The organism is Citrobacter sp. Cpo040, assembly GCF_030332915.1.
GTDB lineage: Bacteria > Pseudomonadota > Gammaproteobacteria > Enterobacterales > Enterobacteriaceae > Citrobacter > Citrobacter portucalensis.
In genome coordinates this window covers 523907-540393 of sequence record NZ_JAOWGX010000034.1, presented here as the reverse complement: position 1 = coordinate 540393, position 16487 = coordinate 523907, and the positions used below count along the sequence as shown (strand labels likewise).

Sequence of the window (16487 nt, the reverse complement as noted above, 5' to 3'; positions counted from 1 at the left end):
GTAGGCAATTCAGCGCTAACATATCCTCAAAGAACTTTAAATAAGCTCTTTGAAGATATATGTTACAGGACACAAAATGACAGAAGGAAATCACCCATGTCCTTTGCTGAAACTCACCCATGTCCTTTGCTGAAACACTACGCACCTTACGCCACGTACGCGATATGACCCAGGCACAACTAGCCGAACTGGTGGGGGTGACGCCTTTGCAAATCTGTCGCTATGAGGCGGGCGACGCACAGCCGATGTTACAGGCGATTCATGGTCTGGCGATGGCGTTGCAATGTAGTGCGGATGCGTTGGTAGTAGCAGCAGGCAATTGAGCGCAATTTTCTCGGCATCACTTTCCACACACTGGATTAACGCGACGATGTTCAAAAAACCACGAATGGTAATCAATGCCTCTTCACCATCGGTGGTGTTATCAGCCAGCTTGTCCTGCTATAACGTCCTGCAAGAAGAAGATGGAGTGCAGGGTAAGTGTATGATTAATCGTGTTCTGCGGATGGTTATGAACTAAACGGATGGCGGACTAGATTTAACTTATGTTGTGCGAAAACTCAGTTCATAAGAAACGAATGTCATATGCCATTGTTTTACTGAGTATTTATTCAATTCAAGATCACTTCATGAACTACTTAATATTGGCAACGGGGTATAGTGCCAGATAGCTTGAAAAGCCCCCTTTAAGGAGGCTAAGCGACGATTCATACAGGTACTGTTCTTAGCTTTGAGGTCCACAGAGTCAATATTGCTGAGAAAATAAGTATTCCTGCACTCAACGCAAATGTACTTTGAAAACCAAACTGATCAAACAAAATCCCGCCCACTGTAGACCCAAGTGCAATTGAAAACTGAACTGTTGCTACCATAAGACCGCCCCCTGATTCTGTATCTGACGCAGTGGCACTGGCAACCCAGCTCCACCATCCTACCGGTGCAGCTGTTGATAACACGCCCCAAAGTCCCAACAAAACACAGACGGTAGGAATATTGTTACCCATTGGGATCAGGATCACAGCGACTGAAGCCATGACAAGTGGTATCCCAACCAGTGTCTGATAAAGGCGATTTTTGATCACAAACCCAATCACTATCGTTCCGGCAAGTCCAGCTACCCCAATCAGTAACAATATTAGCGTTACTTCATCAGAATTAACTTTCGTGACATTCTCCAGAAACGGTCGGATGTAGGTAAACAGAGTAAACTGCCCCATGAAAAAGATACCGGCGGCACACATACCAACCGCGACATTCTTGTTTCGTAAAGACTCCCTGATACCTTCTCTTCGTGTGACTCTGCGTGTGGTTTATGCGATTATACTGTCTTAGATTCAGGAGGATTACCGTGAACATAATACCGCTTCGCCCCAGCCATGACTGGACAGCACTCGAATTCTTTGCCGGGATTGGTCTTGCCAGAGCAGGGTTAGAACTGGCAGGGATCAAAACGCTGTGGGCGAACGACTATGATGCCAATAAAAAGGCGATGTACGAAGGTCAGTGGGGAAGCGCCGAATTGGTTCTGGCTGATGTGCATTCTTTAAGCGGCGATGACTTACCTTCCGCAGATGTTGCATGGTCCTCTTCACCCTGCACTGATCTTAGCCTTGCCGGAAAACGGGCTGGTCTGCGTGGTGGCCGTGAATCTTCGGCATTTTTTGGCTTTACCCGGCTGATTGCTGAGATGAAAGAGCGTAAACCCCGAGTACTCGTGCTTGAAAATGTTGTGGGGCTGGCCTCTTCGCACGATCGTGAAGATTTGCGTGCAGCCGCAAAAGAATTTAATGCACTGGGTTACAGCGTGGATGTGATCACCCTAGATGCCCGTCGCTTTATCCCGCAATCTCGTCCGCGCCTGTTCCTTGTGGGGGCGTTGACGCCCGTGGAAGGCGGGGAGCACGACACCTGTTTGAGACCGGACTGGCTGGGCTGGTTACATAAAGACCCAGAGATCAGAACATTCATGATGCCGCTTCCCAAAGCACCGGACTTGCTCTCCTCGGGACTAACGCAGGAGATTGAAGCGGTTTCTGAAAATGACTCTCGTTGGTGGAGCAGCGATCGGGTACAACTGTTCGTGGACTCCATGGCTTCAGTGCAGCGTGAACGTCTGGATGCGTTTATCGCGTCAGATGAAATCAGTGCCCGTACCGCTTACCGTCGAACACGAAACGGTATTCCTGTCTGGGAGATGCGTGCAGAAGATATTTCAGGTTGTTTGCGAACAGCCCGGGGAGGATCCTCAAAGCAAGCCGTTGTCATTATGGGCAAAGGAAAGCTTAGTATCCGGTGGATGACAGGCCTGGAATACGCCCGTCTGATGGGGGCTGGGTGGTATTCGCTGGAGAATTTGCGTGACTCGCAGGTGCACTATGGGTTTGGTGATGCTGTAGCCGTGCCCGTTGTCGCATGGGTTGCGAAGCACATGATTCTACCGAATTTGGTTGCTGCTGAAGACACGAAAGGAAGAACTGTGAATGAATAGTAAGGACGCTGTTGCCGTTTATCTGGAGGCTGCAAAAACCTGGTACGAAATGCAAAGAGCCAGAACGGGAAAAATCAACACAAACGTGATGAATGCGGGGCTTATTGTCTCACATATGGTCCGCGATGGATTACCCATCGATGATGATCGTTTGTATAGCGAAGGAAAAAGCCAGGTCAGAGGCCTGAGTGGCTCCACCATTGAAAGGATCCTTGAGCAGCATGGTGAAACGCGCTTCTTTACTAGTGAAGGCGGACGAACTTCACGCGGTACTGTGCATCTTGCTGCTTCATTCAGGGATATGCTCAACGCATTAACGCCAGGGTATGACAGTACACGGCAAGATACAACACGTCTTGCCTCTGCGCTGGAGGCTTACTTCACATCCTGCGTACGTCTGGATTACTTCGATAAGCAGAGAATCAGTGTAGACATCGACCCGTCCAAACCCGTTTCATCTATTGTGGCCGAGATTGTGAAGGCTGCAGCCGAGCGTTCCGACAAACCAACCGGCGTTGTACTTCAGCATCTGGTTGGTGCGAAGTTACAGCTCCGTTTTCCGGATGAGGAAATTGGTTGTGATCGGGCGAACACCGCAGATCTCCAGACTGATAGAGAAGGGGATTTCCAGATCGGGAATACGGCGTTCCATGTCACCACGGCTCCCATGGAGAAGCTGATTAATCGCTGTATTAAAAATCGCAGTGAAGGATACCGACCAGTTATACTTACCCTTGAAGGAAAAGTTCAGGCGGCAAAACAAATGGCCGAGAACGTGAATATGCTTGATCATATCTCTGTCCAGTCAGCGGAGAATTTCATCGGTACCAACATTGAAGAGATAGCTGTGTATGATGGAGACAAAATCAGGCAGAGTATTGCTAAACTGATTCGTATCTATAATGGCCGCATAGATAACATTGAAAGCGACAAGTCTTTGATGATTGAAGAGCCCAAATGGATCAGTAATATCATGGCGCTGTAATGCCTTCTGTCAGAGGGCAGATGTTAATCCTCTGGTTAAACATAATCATAAACCGGGGGCTGTTGGCCAGGACGGTGAGCTTTGGACACGACTGCGACAAGCCTCTCGTATTTCATAATATACGCAGGCAACATAACGAAATATTTCCCAATATTACAGAGGGATGTGGTATCTAAAATGATTTAAAGTCGTCAGAAAGTAACTCATTAACCTCTATGAGGTGATTTAATTCATTAATCCCATCATGCATTTTGACTTCATCATCTGACTGATGCTCATGGTTTTGTTTATTATTATACCCCGCAGTGTATTTGAGTTGAAAGCGAGCGATACTCCAGATGGTCAACTAGATACCTAAGCGGATAAAGTGCTGGCAAACAGATTTTTACATCCATCAGAATCCAGTGCCTTCGGCCGTTTGAACTTACAATCTGGGTAAGTGAGTACATAGAAACACCCAACAATCAGCATGAGGTGAAGTAAATGTACGACAGACCTAATGCAATAAAAGGGAGGTATCTCAAAATTCACAACATGCTGATTTCTGTGGCCGCACGAGTGAACCATGAAGTAATAGACCCATGGAGGTTATTTAACATAATATACATTATGCGCACTAACGTAGATAAAGGCTGAATCTGATGTTTTATGGTCATCCTTGTGCTGCTCAATAATGACGCCTCAAAACCCTTTCAAGCGCAGTTGCCTCAACAGCGCTAACAGTTCTGGATGATGGCTCTCGACTACAGCTGGTTATGCAAATAGCTGTTTTATGTCTTCTACAATTCCACTGCGACTCTCACTTCACTGAACATTAGAACTGATAACTGTAGTTCACACTGGCAAACCACAGATACGGATGGTTGAGAACCACCTTAAGCAACTTCAGGATGAACGCCGTGATGAGAAAAATGATCAGGACGATCATCAAGCCAGGTAACGCTGAGACAATCGACAATGCAATATCACGCACTACGCGTACAGACCAGTCACCAAGGGACTCTCCCCAGACGCGCGTCCAGGGAAACAGGCTAAAGACCCAACTCAGCCAAACGTAAAGTGCAACGATACCCAGCAGGATCATCAACAATGCGTACAGGCGTGTCTCGATAGCGCCGATAAAACGCCGCCAGCTCTGGGGGATCCAGCTTTTGTTCTCAAAAATGCGACGACGATAAACGCGTCTGACCCAACGCCAGGAACGGTATGCACCGAACCAAAACAGCACCATTCCCACCAGACCAGCCACCGTTTTCACCGCCGACAGCGCCAGCCAGCCGCTGTTATACTGATCGCTCAATGCAGACCGCTGCGCCTCCATGCGCGCCAGTACGCGCTGCGCCGCCTGGTCGAGCGTAAGATCGTCTCCTTCGTCGAGATCGCCTTGTGTCAGCAACATCACCGGTTTACCGTTCATCACGATAAGCCTTCCCGGCTGGTTATAACGCGTGACCGACACAACCTGTAACGGTTCGCGAACATCGGCTTCAGTGAAATTTCGTAGCGTATTGCGGATGCGCAGCACCCGCTCTTCTGGCGTGGTAAGGCCGAATTTCGCCTGGAGCATGACAATCGGTTGATGAAAAATATAAACCGTTCGCGCGCGTTCCTTTTCGGTGGGTTCCTGACGAGGTTCCGCCGCATATGTGTTAACAACCAAAGAGGAAAGAAAGCACATTAAAAAAGCGATCACAATCCTGTTCATATTCGCCACCGAAAACGCGAGAATTATCGTTATTATTCAAAAAGCCAACGCAAATTTGATTGCTTTTTTTAGCATAGACCAGCCTTTCACTTACGCAATGTTAGTGAGAATGAGATCTTCATTTGATGTGAAAGATGACATGTCTCTGGGAAGGCTCTTATCTTCATCGTCGCTAATTTGAAACGCATACCTCTGACCAAAAGTACATAGTCTCAATTATTACGTCATGAGATTTTGGCTTTGGAAGCTTTCATTTAAAAATATAAAGCCGCACATCTGTGATTTTTTAGCAATGGTATGTAATCGTTCGTTATATACTGAACCCGGTGACTTCACTTACTTTCAGAAATACGATAATAAAATTGAGTACATATCGGACAATGCGAAACAAAAAAAGCAAAACCATCCTACGCTTCATGCTCTTGCTACTATTTACCTCTACGCTGACGAGCTGCACATTAACCCGTGTTTCCGACAGCACACATGCCAAAGAGGTCGATGAGCTGAATGTTATTGGTCTGAGCCTGGAGGCAGCAAGGCAAAGAGCAACTGAAAAAGGTTTTGTGTGCAGCGAATACGGAAACGTGAACACGGTTGTAACCGAACAGGGTGAGCATCGATGGCTACAAACTGAATGCAGCAAGAAAAGTGCAGAGCTGTTCTGCCCACAAATGCGTTTTGTCGTTCTTAATGTCGATCCCAACACGAATAGAGTCGTTGATGTTGGCAATTATGTTAATCAACACACCTGTTTTTAAAGACAACACCTGCATCTTTTACTAATTATCGTATCGACTAAAGGACGTTATCTTGCTCATCAGAATCATCATCGCAATGGTCGCATTTGCCGGCAACTCCGTACTTTGCCGACTCGCGTTGAAGGGGATGCATGCTGATGCTATTTCATTCAGCAGCCTCCGGTTGATAAGTGGCGCAATTGCCCTTTTTTTATTTATTGCGATAACATCTGACAGCAGAAAATTTGAATTCAAGTGGTTAAATGCCCTGCTACTTTGCATCTATGTTTTTTCATTCTCCATTGCCTATGTTTCTCTCAGCACCGGCGCTGGTGCCCTGCTGCTCTTTGGTACCGTTCAGCTCGTCATGACAGTATGGGGGATAGCTCAGGGAGAAAAGCTCGTAATTTTAAAAATAACAGGAATACTCGGAGCATTGGCTGGAATAGCCATATTGCTGCTTCCTGGTGCAGAACGCCCTTCCTTGTATGCTGCAATAATGATGGTTATTGCTGGGTTAGCCTGGGCGTTCTACAGTATCACAGGGAAAAAAATCACGGATGCTGCTGCCTCTACCGGGGGGAATTTCATCCTGGCAATCCCGGTCGCATTGATTATTCCTCTGTTCTTCCGCTCTCATCTTCATATCGATATATATGGATTAGTTCTGGGCGTGCTTTCTGGTGCAATTACATCGGGAGGTGCATATCTGCTCTGGTATTCATTGCTCCCCTTACTCAGGTCCACAACGGCCAGTACTATTCAACTCAGCGTACCTTGTCTGGCCACTCTCGGTGGGATCATATTTTTGGGCGAAACGCTCACCGTCAGAATCCTTCTCGCAAGCGTCATTATTTTGGCTGGAATTGGCTTAGTTATTTTCTCTGATATGAGAAAAGGAGCAAAATAGACTGATTAATTATCGGCAAAGACGATACAGAACATGTTGTGCCAATCGATGATCTGGCGGCAACACGGGATGCGTAAACTCTTCTGTTTTATTCATACCAAGTCGTATCATCAGATTCTCTGACGGTTTATTCAGCACAGAAGTAAATGAAACGACTTCATTTAGCGCCAGTACGTCAAAAGCAAATGCAAGACTCGCTTGTGCGGCTTCTAACGCCAGACCCTGGTGCCAGTATGCTTTAGCAAGCCGCCAGCCAATTTCGGTACAGGGTGAAAAATGAAAATTATCAGGTTGTGGATGCAACCCCACACAGCCCACAAACTGGTGTGTTTCTTTTAGCTCTACGGCCCAAAATCCCCAGCCGCGTTCTGCAATACCTTCACTAAATCTATCGGCCAGGTTATCGCTTTCAGCTTTCTGTAGCGGCGCGGGGAAAAAACGCATCACGTCAGAATCGGCATTGAGTGCAGCAAAAGGGGCTCGGTCTTTAGCCTCCCACTGTCGTAATATCAACCTTGATGTTTCCAGCATATTCCTGCCCTTATCATTCATTTTCATATAATCTTCTAAAATAAGTGGCTCATCGGCAAGGTCTTATACCGTCCTTTTCCGACTTTTCCTCTCATACTGGAGATTTATACATGGCCGACTGGAACCCTTCGCTTTATCTGCAATATGCAACTGAACGTTCAAGACCCGCAGCAGAATTACTCAGCCGTGTGGCGTTAGAAAATGTCCGCTCAGTTGTTGATCTTGGTTGTGGTCCGGGAAACAGTACGGCATTGCTGCATCAGCGCTGGCCCACGGCAAAGACAACAGGTGTCGATTCTTCACCTGCTATGCTGAATGAAGCGCGCAACGCATTACCTGACTGCTATTTTATCGAAGCGGATATTAGCCAGTTTCAGCCCGAGCATCCCGTGGATCTGCTTTATGCAAATGCGTCGTTACAGTGGGTGCCCGATCACTATGAATTATTCCCACATTTGGTCTCACAACTGAGTCACAACGGTGTTCTGGCCGTGCAAATGCCGGATAACTGGCTGGAGCCCACGCATGTACTGATGCGCGAAGTGGCTTATGAACAAGATTACCCCGACCGGGGGCGTGCTCCGCTTCCTGGCGTTCACGCCTACTATGATATTTTGACCGAAGCGGGTTGTGATGTGGATATCTGGCGTACAACGTATTATCACATTATGGATTCGCATCAGGCGATTATCGACTGGGTAAGCTCAACGGGACTACGCCCCTGGTTGCAGGATTTGAGCGAAAGCGAGCAGCGTCATTACCTGGCTCGCTACCATGAACTGCTTCAGGATCAATATCCGTTGCAGGAAAACGGCAATATTTTGCTGGCATTTCCGCGGTTGTTTATTGTTGCCAGACGCAATAGTTAAGCGTTTATCATCAGACAGATCACAGGTCTGGGCTACCGAGTATGCGCGCCCTCGCCTTTTTATCATAAGGATCTAGTGGCTATGTCTGGCATCTGCTAGTGTCTTGCCACATGTTTCTGACGGGAGTTGTTATGTCTAAAGTCTACATTGGTGGGTGCCTGTGTGGCTCGATCCGCTTCACTGCCAGCAGTCCTAATAATTCCCATACCTGCTCATGCGATATATGCCGGAAACATACGGGGGCCCCGACCGTCGTCTGGATTGAGTTTGATGCAGAAAATGTAGAATGGACGGGAAAAGCCGGAAAACCGACAACCTGGCGCTCATCTGAAACCACCAGTCGGGCTTTTTGCCCTCAGTGCGGTAGTTCCGTGGGCGCCATCGATGACGCTCCGGTCATTGCGCTTTTAGCCGGCGCTTTTGACGATCCTAATGATGAAGATCTGGCGCCGGAGTTTCATTCGTTTTCTGATATGCGGCCAGCATGGTGGGAAACAGAACGAAACTAAGTTAGTTGGTAATGTTTATCCGGCATATGTTTTGCTGGCACATTGGTTTCATCGTTCATTTGCAGTAAATCGATTTCGATTGCATTGCAAATCGCATCCAGCGGCAGGTCATTGTTCTCAGTACCAAACGGATCTTCAAGCTCTTCCGCAAGCGCATCAAGCGAGATAAAAGTATAGGAAATCAGCACTGAAATAAACGGCGTCATGTAGTGAAGATCCACCACCAACGCGAATGGCAGCATGATACAAAACAGATAAACAGTGCGATGAAGGATCAAAGTATAAGCAAACGGAACGGGTGTATTCGCGATTCGCTCACAACCTGCCAGTACTGCCGACATATCATTTAATCTGTTGTTTAAACTATGAAATAATATATCGGACAGCTGCCCATCACGTCTGCGCACGGCCAACCACTCCCCCATCAGCAACAAAATGCGGTTTGCTGGCGATTGTGCGGCAAATACCGTCTGCAGATCTTTCTCGCTGAGATATTTCGCCAACGGCTCTGCCTGTGGGTTTCGACGTAATGTCATGCGTAAACAGTGGGCAAATGCGATTTGCAGACGAACAAACTGCCCCAGTTCGGCGTCATCCGGTAAGGTGGTTTTCACCTCGCGAAGTAGTGACCGGGAAGCAATCATCAACTGCCCCCACAGGTGTCGGGCTTCGACATAACGTGAATAGCAGGCGTTATTGCGAAAACCTAAAAAGATAGCAATCGCCACGCCCAGAATACTGAACGGTGCCAGGGTAAATTTGATACCCAACATCGTATACCAGGGCAACATGATGATAACGGCGATGGAGAGCAGGAAGTTCAGCAGCAGTCGTGAAAATATTTTAGATAATACGGAACCATGCCAGACGAATATCAGGCGCAGCCAGTGTTGTTGGGGACGAACGATCATGGTTATCTTCGGGAAAATGTGAAATCCGTCACATTAGACGCGATAGCGATCAATGTTGCAAGTTAATCGCAACATTATCCCAACAACTTTGGCCCTGCTTAAAATGAAGCCGCACCTAAGTCACAGACCGGGTTTATGATATAAACCACATAGTATGTTGTAACTAATTTATATCCAGAAAAAACCCGACCTGAGCCGGGTTATCGGTAGTCGTCTTAGCACAGTGGCTTAACGGCTTCACGCATACCTTTTGCCAGAATGGTATCCAGATCGGCAGAGACCTGTTCCACCAGTCCAGAAACCTGCGTCAGATCTTGTTCCCAGTGTTCTTTGACACCCAGTACAGATTTGACCAACGCTTCGGTACTTATCTGGCGATCGCGATGCTGGGACCACAGCTGTTGAAAACGTTCTATCCAGTGCGCATCATCCTGAACCGGATAAGACTCACCGTTGCGCTCTCCACGATAAAAAGCAATTAACGCGGCAAGTGCAAACGTCAAACGCGCCGGCAGCCTACCGCTGGCCTGTTGCCCTGCCAGCAGTTGCGGCAATATACGGGTGCGGAACTTGGTCATGCCATTCAGGGCAATCGACAGCAGCTGATGTTTTATATACGGGTTGCAGAATCGACCGGTTACCGCGCTGGCGAAAGAAGCTAACTCATCACGTGGTAAATCCAGTACCGGAATGATCTCTTCATAGATCGCTTTCTCCACGAAAGCACAAATCTCAGCGTCATTCATCGCCTCGCCCACGGTGTCCAACCCTGCCTGCCAGGCAACAGGGACCAGCGCGGTGTGAGCACCGTTGAGAATCGCCACTTTGCGCTCTTTGTACGGTTTGATGTCATCCACGATCAGGACATTCAGCGGATACTTATCCAGACGTAGTTCGGCGGCTAATGACTTTGGCCCCTGAATGACAAACAGATAGAAGTGTTCTGCGGTATCGAGGAAAGCATCATGATAGCCCAGTTCTGCTTCGAGCTTAGCAACCTCATCACGCGGATAGCCGGTAACAATACGGTCCACCAGCGTGGAGCAAAATGCATTGGCCTGATCCAGCCACTGAATAAACGCTTCCGGCAGCGCCCATTCCTGAGCGTAGCGCAGAACCAGTTCACGCAGTGCATCACCGTTATAATCAATCAGTTCGCAAGGGATGATAATCCAGCCTTTATCCAATGCGCCGTTAAAATAGCTGAATCGTTCGAACAGCAGACGCGTCAGTTTAGCCGGATAACTAACTGCTGGCGCGTCGTCAAACTTATCGCCCGCGTGGTAACTGATACCTGCTTCCGTGGTGTTAGAGAACACAAAACGCATATCAGGATTATGCGCCAGCTTCAGGAACTCATCGTATTCGCTATAGACGCTGATTTCACGGTTAACTGAACGAATTAGACGGGCATCACTGACGGCCTCGCCCTTCTCATCCAAACCACGAATGATAGTGGTATAGAGGCCATCCTGCGTACTCAGCGATGGCGGGAAGGAACTTTCGATAGGACGAACAATGACCACACCAGCGTTCAGATCGGTATGTTCGTTCAGCAGATCTACCTGCCAGTCTACAAAGGCGCGCAGGAAGTTTCCTTCACCAAACTGAATAATACGTTCAGGATACTGAGCACCGGGGAAATCGCGACGATTTAGTGTTTGCACAATGGGTTCCCTTTATGATTAGTCATACAACCTGATTGAATTGGTCCAATAGGTTAGCAAACTTTAATACATTGAAACCCTGTTTTGATCAATCCCCGACGACAAATTAGAGCGTTTTATAGAAAAGTGTGGTTCCGGTCAGCTTCCCGTCGGGCATTTGGGCATAGTCAGGTATCACCCCTACCTTTTTCCACCCACAATTGTGGTAGAACAACTCCGCCCCACTGCCCGTCGCCGTATCAAGCACCAGCAGCGTTTTACCTTGTTGACGCGCGCAACTTTCCAGTTCGTTCATCAATTCACGGGCCAGGCCACCGCGTCGCGCTGAAGGGTGAACCAGCAGTTTGGCGACATCAGCACGATGAGGTTGATTTTCGGGTTGATCGATAATGAGTTGGACGGTACCGACAAGCACCCCCTGCGCATTCTGCGTACCAAGAACGATCCGTTCACCGCGAGAAACACTTTGCGCGACCTTCATCCAGAAAGGCTCTGATTTTTCGCGATTAAAGGGCAGCATAAAACTGATGGAGGCGCCGTCATTGACGCACTGTTCAAGAACATCGCTGAGCTCGTCGATTCGCGACAGAATCTGTGCCGCGCTCAGCACAAAGCAGGGTTTGCCGGAAGCCATGGTTTCTCCTTAGATTGACCCCTTCATACTGCTTTTAACAATTACACAACACAAGGGGGGATATCATAGGATAATGTTATCTATGGCTTGTTCATTTGGAGCACTAACCAGTGGTAAATAACCGTGACAACGTAACGTTGCTGTTCATCGTTTAGCGCTACACCCTGAGGTATATCATGCCATTTCGCCAGACACCCTCGACAGCACGTCGCCGTAGCATGTTGAGCAATAAATACCGGGTGACCACGCATAGGAGTCTGTTTTCCATCATTGGCGGGAAACGCAGGTGCCAGTCGTTTAGCTATAAAATCCGCAGCATGTTGTTCGATAACTGGCGCCCCTTTATCCAGACAATACTGCCTTTCTTTCTGACCAAGACGAAACCGCGAGCGAAACGTTGATTTCGCCAGCCGGGCAAAAAGAGGATCGAGCGTTTTCATCAGTAAACCGAGCGCCCCAGCTGTTGTGTTAATTGCTCCAGCACGGCGATACCGGCCAGTGAATTTCCCGCCGGATCCAGTTCCGGACTCCAGACAGCAATCGCCATCTCGTGTGGCACGATCGCCACGATGCCGCCACCCACACCTGATTTCGCCGGAAGCCCGACCCGCCAGGCAAATTCCCCTGCGTTCTGATACATGCCACTGGTCGCCATCAGCGCATTGATCTGCCGGGCCTGCATCGGAGTGACCACAGGCTCCGCAAGATGAAAGGCATGCCCTTGATTTGCCAAAAAGACAAAAGTCCGCGCCAGTTCCACACAGCTCATTTTCAGCGCGCAGTAGTGAAAATAGTTCTGCAAAACGGTGGGCACGTCATGGTGAAAATTGCCGAAGGATTTCATCAACCATGCAATAGCGGCGTTACGCGCCGAGTGCTCAAACTCCGATCGCGCGACCGTCGCATCATAGGCGATATCCGACACGCCGCTTAATGCCCGCACCACTTCCAGCATCCGTTGACGCGGTGCGCTTAGACGCCCTTGCAGCATATCGCAAACCACCAGCGCCCCGGCATTAATAAAGGGATTGCGAGGGATACCCTGCTCCATTTCCAGCTGCACCAGGGAGTTAAAAGGATGACCGGAAGGATCTTTGCCGACACGCTGCCAGATCTCCTCTTCCTGATAGTGACGCATCGCCACGACCAGACTGAGCACCTTTGAAATCGACTGAATAGAAAAACGTTCTTGCGCATCTCCCGCCTGATAGTGCTGTCCATCAACGGTACAGATAGCAATACCCAGTTTTGAACCGTCGACGGAGGCTAATGCCGGAATGTAATCAGCGACTTTACCCTGACCAATCAGCGGACGAACCTGCTGCACAATGGTCTCTAAAATTGAATTGTCCATGGCCCTGGCCACAACATGCTCCTTGCTCGCAGGTATGAAAGGCCTGCGAGTATAACAGAGCTGAATACGCAGCGTCAGGCCGGAAGGCGGAATCTGGCCACGGCCTGCAAAAGCTGGTTAGATTCATGGTGAAGCTGTAAGGAAGAATCAGATGCAGCATTCACCAGATCACTGGTTTGTCGGGCTTCGCCGTTCAGGACATGAAGCTGACGGGTTAACTGGTGAATACTGTTCCCCTGATTTAACGTTGCAGTCGAAATATCGTTCAGTAACGCGCCGAGGTTTTCCACCAGTGCGATAACCTGCTGCAAATTCTTATCGAGTCCGTTAACCGCGTGAAAGCCCTCTTCAATGCCCTGTAACGAGTGTTTAATCAGTGTCTGAATGTTTTGCGTAGACTGACCGCTTTTTCGCGCCAGCAGCCCAACTTCTTTCGCAACCACGGCAAACCCGCGCCCTTGCTCCCCGGCATGTGCTGCCTCGATTGCGGCGTTGAGAGCCAGGATATTTGTCTGAAATGCAATGTTGTCGATAAGCGTTGTAATCCCTCGCATTTCAGACGAGCGAGTCACAATCGCCTGCATTGACGCATTTACCGTCGCCATCATTCGGTCTCCACCTGCCGCAATATCGCGCGCCTGCACTGCGCGTTGATTCGCCAGTTCAGCAAAGCCACTGTTATCCTCAACATGCGTTTCCAGAACCGAAATATGCGATGTCACAGTGCTCAACTCTTCACTTTGTTTTGCCGACTGCTGGTATAGCTGTTTATTGTTCTGCGCAAGTTCGTTGATATTTCCTACCATTGCGGTGGTGGCATCATTCACCTGCCGCACCAGCGCACAGAGCCCCTGCTGCATTGCAGCAATACGCGAACTTAATTGCGTCACTTCCCGATTAAACTGACTCACCTGCGGGGCTGGCCGAGAAAGATCCCCCGCCGCTAAAATATCGATATGATCGATCAGCCGTCGCAGCGGCATAATCACCCAACGGAACATACTACGCCAGACCAGAAAGGCGATAACCACCAGCACCAGAGGAATAAACAAAAATAGATTTTGTAAACGCTCAAGACTGGTCAACAGCTGCTGACGCCCAGCTTCCGCATGTCGCCCACTGTCCTGCTGAAAGCGCGCGTAATTACCGTTAAAGTCTGTCTGAAAGGCCTGTACGGGTACGGCAAAAAACGCATCAATGGAACCTGACTGCATCAGCCCGTCCGCCTGCTCCAGAATACCGCTATAAAAACGCTGATAGCTCTCCGTTAGATCCGGATCCGGCTGCGGTTTCATATCCCGCCAGGCATCCCATGCACTTTTTGACTGCGCCAGTGCCCGGTACGCCTCTTCCATTAACGGCCGCCAACTCCCGTCCGAACCGGTGGCGGCATCCTGCATAAAATAAATCCCCGCCCGGTTAAGTAAATCGCTGGCAGATAATAACGCCACCCGCGCTTCATCGACCTTTGCCTGCTGCAAAAGCGCGAGTTGATTACGCCCTTCATTATGCTGTGCGTCACTGACTGAGGCCGAGAGCATCAAGGAGGACACGACCTGCAAAACAGAGAACAGCGCAATAATGCAAAAAATGCCGGTTAACAGACCGAACTGACGGGGTATTAGACGATGGAAAATTTGCGTTATGTTCATATTACTCTTCTGTATCAAAGCGTTAGCCGCGAGTGTACGGAGAGTAAATGACAGAAAAATTGCAGAAATAAGACAGGTGCCCCCAGCGGAGGCACCCACACCATCAAAGGCGGTTTTTCCAGACGGTCTGCACGTTACAAAACTCATGCAGGCCAAAGTGCGAAAGTTCGCGGCCAAAGCCACTTTTCTTCACACCACCAAACGCAACGCGGGCATCGCTGGCGCTGTAACCATTGATAAATACGCCACCACACTCCAGGCGTGACGCCATCTTCTGCGCCAGCGCTTCATCCGCAGTGAACACCGTGGCGGATAAGCCGAAATCACTGTCATTCGCCAGCGCTAAGGCATGTTCAGCATTCTTCGCCACGGTAATTGCCGCAACCGGACCAAACAGCTCCTGGCGGAACGCCGTCATCTCTGGAGTGACATCGCCCAGTACCGTCACGGCATAGTAATTTCCCTGACCCGCAATTTTTTCCCCGCCGAGAAGTAACCGTGCCCCTTCGGCAAGGGTAGCTTCTACCTGCTGGTGCAGCTCATCACGCAGATCAAATCGCGCCATCGGCCCCAGATCGTTTTCTTCGTTCAGCGGATCGCCCATTTTGAGCGCGCTCGCAGCGGCCACAAAGCGTGAAGTAAATTCTGCCGCAATCCCTTCTTCGATAATAAAGCGCTTGGCTGCCGCACAAACCTGCCCGGTGTTCTGATAACGCCCAGCGACCGCTGCCTTAACGGCCAGATCGAGGTCAGCATCATTGAGGACAATAAACGGATCGGAGCCGCCCAGTTCAAGCACACATTTTTTCAGCGCGGCACCCGCCTGGGCGCCAATCGCCGCCCCAGCACGTACACTGCCTGTCACCGTTACCGCGGTAATACGCGGGTCATTGATCATCTGACTGACCCCAGCGTTATCGGCATTAACCCAACCGTAAACCCCCGCGGGTACACCAGCATCAGCGAAAACCTGCGCAATAATTGCAGCACAGCCGGTTACGTTAGGCGCATGCTTTAACAAGTAGCCATTTCCGGCCAACAGTATCGGGACGGCACCTCGCATTACCTGCCAGAGCGGGAAGTTCCACGGCATGATCGCCAGAATGGTTCCTACCGGACGATATTCAATCACCGCCTGATTATTCTCCACCAGCGTAGGTTCCGGATTGAGCATCGCCGGTCCATGCTCGGCGTACCAGTCACACAATGCAGCTGACTTGGCGACTTCAGCACGCGCCTGCTTAATGGGTTTACCCATTTCACGTGAGATACACTGCGCCATCTCTTCCGCACGATGGCGCAGAGCTTGCCCGATCTGGCGCAGCGTTTGCGCACGGTGCTCAACGGAAGTATGTTTCCATTCGCTATAGCCATTCGCGGCAAGGTTCAGCGCATGATCAATCTCTTCCGCGCTGGCCCACGGCGTCGCCGTCAGCCTTTCACCGCTGGCAGGGTCAATGGAAATCGCATGTGTTGCTGCTGTGATAGTCATAAGTGCCTCTCTTTATCGCAGGGTATGGTTATATCATGAGCAT

At 49.5% G+C, this 16487-nt stretch carries 16 protein-coding genes and 1 pseudogene; 7 read left to right on the top strand and 10 right to left on the bottom strand.

Going from position 1 to position 16487, the window contains the following annotated elements; genetic code table 11:
• The first annotated feature begins 119 nt into the window (after positions 1 to 119).
• Positions 120 to 323: a helix-turn-helix domain-containing protein gene (locus OGX86_RS07425; protein WP_286639701.1), complete on the top strand. Its 204-nt coding sequence runs from the start codon at positions 120 to 122 to the stop codon at positions 321 to 323.
• A gap of 384 nt (positions 324 to 707) precedes the next feature.
• Here OGX86_RS07425 and OGX86_RS07420 read toward each other — a convergent pair whose 3' ends face one another.
• Complete coding sequence (locus tag OGX86_RS07420; protein ID WP_353655313.1) at positions 708 to 1241, bottom strand: MFS transporter; 534 nt, start codon at positions 1239 to 1241, stop codon at positions 708 to 710.
• A 107-nt stretch (positions 1242 to 1348) separates the two neighbouring features.
• Here OGX86_RS07420 and OGX86_RS07415 point away from each other — a divergent pair, with 107 nt between their 5' ends.
• Positions 1349 to 2488: a DNA cytosine methyltransferase gene (locus OGX86_RS07415; RefSeq protein WP_286639696.1), complete on the top strand. Its 1140-nt coding sequence runs from the start codon at positions 1349 to 1351 to the stop codon at positions 2486 to 2488.
• Positions 2481 to 3473: a DUF4928 family protein gene (locus OGX86_RS07410; RefSeq protein WP_286639694.1), complete on the top strand. Its 993-nt coding sequence runs from the start codon at positions 2481 to 2483 to the stop codon at positions 3471 to 3473. Before OGX86_RS07415 ends, OGX86_RS07410 begins: the two co-directional genes overlap by 8 nt.
• Positions 3474 to 4335: 862 nt before the next feature.
• Here the strand turns inward: OGX86_RS07410 and OGX86_RS07405 are convergent.
• Positions 4336 to 5178, bottom strand: a pseudogene (locus OGX86_RS07405) (DUF8459 domain-containing protein); the annotation flags it as partial.
• 380 nt (positions 5179 to 5558) lie between these two features.
• Here OGX86_RS07405 and OGX86_RS07400 point away from each other — a divergent pair.
• Entirely contained in the window at positions 5559 to 5936 is a 378-nt protein-coding gene (locus OGX86_RS07400) for a hypothetical protein (protein WP_020996403.1), read from the top strand.
• Between the two features lie 52 nt (positions 5937 to 5988).
• Complete coding sequence (locus tag OGX86_RS07395; protein WP_136391870.1) at positions 5989 to 6825, top strand: DMT family transporter; 837 nt, start codon at positions 5989 to 5991, stop codon at positions 6823 to 6825.
• A 9-nt stretch (positions 6826 to 6834) separates the two neighbouring features.
• Here OGX86_RS07395 and OGX86_RS07390 read toward each other — a convergent pair whose 3' ends face one another.
• Positions 6835 to 7356: a GNAT family N-acetyltransferase gene (locus tag OGX86_RS07390; RefSeq protein WP_286640179.1), complete on the bottom strand. Its 522-nt coding sequence runs from the start codon at positions 7354 to 7356 to the stop codon at positions 6835 to 6837.
• A 110-nt stretch (positions 7357 to 7466) separates the two neighbouring features.
• On the opposite strand from OGX86_RS07390, the gene tam reads away from it, so the two are divergent.
• Positions 7467 to 8225, top strand: a complete 759-nt coding sequence (gene tam / locus OGX86_RS07385) for a trans-aconitate 2-methyltransferase (RefSeq protein ID WP_048226509.1) — start codon at positions 7467 to 7469, stop codon at positions 8223 to 8225.
• A gap of 131 nt (positions 8226 to 8356) precedes the next feature.
• On the top strand, positions 8357 to 8734 hold the full coding sequence (locus OGX86_RS07380) for a GFA family protein (protein ID WP_003832953.1): 378 nt from the start codon (positions 8357 to 8359) through the stop codon (positions 8732 to 8734).
• On the opposite strand, the gene OGX86_RS07375 is transcribed toward OGX86_RS07380, so the two are convergent.
• From OGX86_RS07375 to sad, 7 genes are all read right to left on the bottom strand, one after another.
• Positions 8731 to 9645, bottom strand: coding sequence for a bestrophin family protein (locus OGX86_RS07375; protein WP_032943428.1), 915 nt, complete (start codon positions 9643 to 9645; stop codon positions 8731 to 8733). The genes OGX86_RS07380 and OGX86_RS07375 overlap by 4 nt on opposite strands.
• Positions 9646 to 9860: 215 nt before the next feature.
• Entirely contained in the window at positions 9861 to 11312 is a 1452-nt protein-coding gene (locus tag OGX86_RS07370) for a tagaturonate reductase (RefSeq protein ID WP_286639692.1), read from the bottom strand.
• A 106-nt stretch (positions 11313 to 11418) separates the two neighbouring features.
• Positions 11419 to 11946 carry a GNAT family N-acetyltransferase gene (locus tag OGX86_RS07365; protein WP_286639690.1) on the bottom strand — a complete coding sequence of 176 codons (528 nt, stop codon included), beginning with the start codon at positions 11944 to 11946 and terminating at the stop codon, positions 11419 to 11421.
• Between the two features lie 80 nt (positions 11947 to 12026).
• Entirely contained in the window at positions 12027 to 12386 is a 360-nt protein-coding gene (locus OGX86_RS07360; protein WP_008784753.1) for a DUF4186 domain-containing protein, read from the bottom strand.
• The gene (gene glsB, locus OGX86_RS07355) at positions 12386 to 13312 is read right to left on the bottom strand and encodes a glutaminase B (protein ID WP_003832944.1); all 927 of its coding nucleotides are present in this window, start codon (positions 13310 to 13312) and stop codon (positions 12386 to 12388) included. Before glsB ends, OGX86_RS07360 begins: the two co-directional genes overlap by 1 nt.
• 62 nt (positions 13313 to 13374) lie before the next feature.
• Positions 13375 to 14952, bottom strand: coding sequence for a methyl-accepting chemotaxis protein (locus tag OGX86_RS07350; RefSeq protein WP_286639688.1), 1578 nt, complete (start codon positions 14950 to 14952; stop codon positions 13375 to 13377).
• A gap of 103 nt (positions 14953 to 15055) precedes the next feature.
• Positions 15056 to 16444 carry a succinate-semialdehyde dehydrogenase gene (gene sad / locus OGX86_RS07345; RefSeq protein ID WP_204191705.1) on the bottom strand — a complete coding sequence of 463 codons (1389 nt, stop codon included), beginning with the start codon at positions 16442 to 16444 and terminating at the stop codon, positions 15056 to 15058.
• Positions 16445 to 16487: the final 43 nt, after the last annotated feature.

Coding starts and splice junctions, on each gene's coding strand:
- OGX86_RS07425 (WP_286639701.1), top strand. CDS start 120: ATGTCCTTTGCTGAAACACTACGCACCTTACGCCACGTACGCGATATG.
- OGX86_RS07420 (WP_353655313.1), bottom strand. CDS start 1,241: ATGTGTGCCGCCGGTATCTTTTTCATGGGGCAGTTTACTCTGTTTACC.
- OGX86_RS07410 (WP_286639694.1), top strand. CDS start 2,481: ATGAATAGTAAGGACGCTGTTGCCGTTTATCTGGAGGCTGCAAAAACC.
- OGX86_RS07400 (WP_020996403.1), top strand. CDS start 5,559: ATGCGAAACAAAAAAAGCAAAACCATCCTACGCTTCATGCTCTTGCTA.
- OGX86_RS07390 (WP_286640179.1), bottom strand. CDS start 7,356: ATGCTGGAAACATCAAGGTTGATATTACGACAGTGGGAGGCTAAAGAC.
- tam (WP_048226509.1), top strand. CDS start 7,467: ATGGCCGACTGGAACCCTTCGCTTTATCTGCAATATGCAACTGAACGT.
- OGX86_RS07380 (WP_003832953.1), top strand. CDS start 8,357: ATGTCTAAAGTCTACATTGGTGGGTGCCTGTGTGGCTCGATCCGCTTC.
- OGX86_RS07375 (WP_032943428.1), bottom strand. CDS start 9,645: ATGATCGTTCGTCCCCAACAACACTGGCTGCGCCTGATATTCGTCTGG.
- OGX86_RS07365 (WP_286639690.1), bottom strand. CDS start 11,946: ATGGCTTCCGGCAAACCCTGCTTTGTGCTGAGCGCGGCACAGATTCTG.
- OGX86_RS07360 (WP_008784753.1), bottom strand. CDS start 12,386: ATGAAAACGCTCGATCCTCTTTTTGCCCGGCTGGCGAAATCAACGTTT.
- OGX86_RS07350 (WP_286639688.1), bottom strand. CDS start 14,952: ATGAACATAACGCAAATTTTCCATCGTCTAATACCCCGTCAGTTCGGT.
- sad (WP_204191705.1), bottom strand. CDS start 16,444: ATGACTATCACAGCAGCAACACATGCGATTTCCATTGACCCTGCCAGC.